The organism is Deltaproteobacteria bacterium CG11_big_fil_rev_8_21_14_0_20_49_13 (assembly GCA_002796305.1).
GTDB lineage: Bacteria > UBA10199 > UBA10199.
On the sequence record PCWZ01000005.1, the window covers coordinates 7,059 to 8,865 of the forward strand.

3 protein-coding genes are annotated in these 1,807 nt (G+C 50.4%); 1 reads left to right on the forward strand and 2 read right to left on the reverse strand.

Annotated features, from left to right (window positions below; all coding sequences use genetic code 11):
• Nucleotides 1-193, forward strand: a 193-nt coding sequence (locus COV46_00255) for a hypothetical protein (protein ID PIR18394.1), incomplete at its 5' end; no start/stop codon positions are given.
• 51 nt (nucleotides 194-244) lie between these two features.
• Here the strand turns inward: COV46_00255 and COV46_00260 are convergent.
• Nucleotides 245-592, reverse strand: coding sequence for a hypothetical protein (locus COV46_00260; protein ID PIR18392.1), 348 nt, complete (start codon nucleotides 590-592; stop codon nucleotides 245-247).
• Nucleotides 593-615: 23 nt separating this feature from the next.
• On the reverse strand, nucleotides 616-1,807 hold a 1,192-nt coding region (locus COV46_00265; GenBank protein ID PIR18395.1), incomplete at its 5' end, for an aspartate kinase.

The following is a 1,807-nucleotide window of genomic DNA, read 5'->3' on the forward strand; positions in this document are numbered from 1 at the left end:
TGCCCTTGAATCTGTCGGTTTTAAGAAAATAAGGCAGACCGGCAGCCACGTTTACATGGCTCACAAAGATGGGTGTTCAACGGTTGTTCCATTTCATAAAGGCGAAGACCTTAGACGCGGCCTTATAAGAAGCATCTTAAAAGACCTTGATCTGACGATCGGAGATTATCTTTCATTGCGTAGCAGGATCTAGCGGGCAAAAAACATGCCTAAATATTGAATGCATTATATAGCAGTCGGATAACTACAATTTGAGGTAAATTTTGAGTCGTTCGAGGATCTTGGGGCCCACACCGTTTACAGGATCTAACTCTTCAATTGACCTGAATGGCCCGTGGGCGTTTCGGTATTCTACTATCCTTTTGGCAAGCGAAGGGCCGATGCCGGGAATGACCTCGAGGTCGGCTACGGAAGCCACGTTGATGTCGAGTTTTTGGCCTAGGAGGATGGCCTCTTGGGGAGTTACGGGTGAGATCGAATCAAGAGAAAAGCTCGACGGTCTATTATCATTCGGTTTATCCGCGAATTGGTAAATATTGTAAAAACCGGAAACAAGGACTATCACTATTATTGAGCCCAGAAAACGGAGCATTGTCTACCCCACCTGACCTCCCCCTACAAAGGGGAGGAAATGAAAATTGAATGAAGCGCATTGACCGCCTTTTCGACATATTTACTATCCACAACTACCGAGACCTTTATTTCAGAAGTGGATATCATCTGGATGTCTATTCCCTCTTTTGCGAGGGTTCGAAACATCTTGGCGGCAACGCCCGCGTGTGACCTCATGCCGACGCCTATTATCGATATCTTCGCCACATCGCCCATCATCTCGACCTTCCCCGCACCTATCTCCTTGGCAACGTTCTCGGTCAGCTGCATGGTTTTTTTCAGGTCCTGCTTGGCTATGGTAAATGATACGTCGGACGTGCCGTTCGATGATACGTTCTCTACTATCATATCGACGTTTATATTGAACTTGGCGAGCGGCTCAAAGAGGCGCGCGGTAAGACCTGTCATGTTCGGCACCGCCCTTACCGAAATCTTCGCCTCGTTCGACGTATGCGCAACGGTAGAGACAAGCACGTCCGCCATGTTTATCTCTTCGCGCGTGACCTTGGTCCCCTGATCTTCGGCCCTGCCATCAATAGAGGGCGACCTCTTCAAATGAAGGTTGATCCCCTGCCTTGCCGCAAGCTCCACCGCGTGCATGTGAACGACCTTTGCCCCGGCCCCGGCCGTTTCAAGGAGCTCTTCATACGAAGCATTATCGATCTTCCTTGCACCCTTGCAAAGATTGGGGTCGGCGCTAAAAAGCCCGTCTACGTCAGAATATATCTCACACCAGTCGGCCTTTAAGGCGGATGCCATTGCCACAGCCGAAGTGTCGGAACCACCGCGACCGATGGTGGTTATATTACCCTCTTTATCCACCCCCTGAAATCCGGCGACGACCACTATTTTTCCATCTTTAAGCTCGCGTTCAATGCGGGCGGTATCGATATATTTCATTCTTGAGCGCTGATACTCCGAATCGGTGACAACGGGGACCTGAAAACCGTTAAGCGACAAAGCGGCAACTCCAAGCGTTTTGATGGCGATAGCGGTCAGGGCCGCCGTGGTCATCTCTCCGGTGGCAACCAGCGCGTCTAGTTCTCTTTCAATGCCACCATCTCCCGTCAAGGAAGAGGCTGAACTGCCCAGCTTCAAAAGGCGGTCTGTCTCTCCCGACATGGCCGAAACGACCACTATTACCTTATTCCCAGCCTTCTGCGTGGCAACGGCATGTTCGGCTACTTTTTTGATG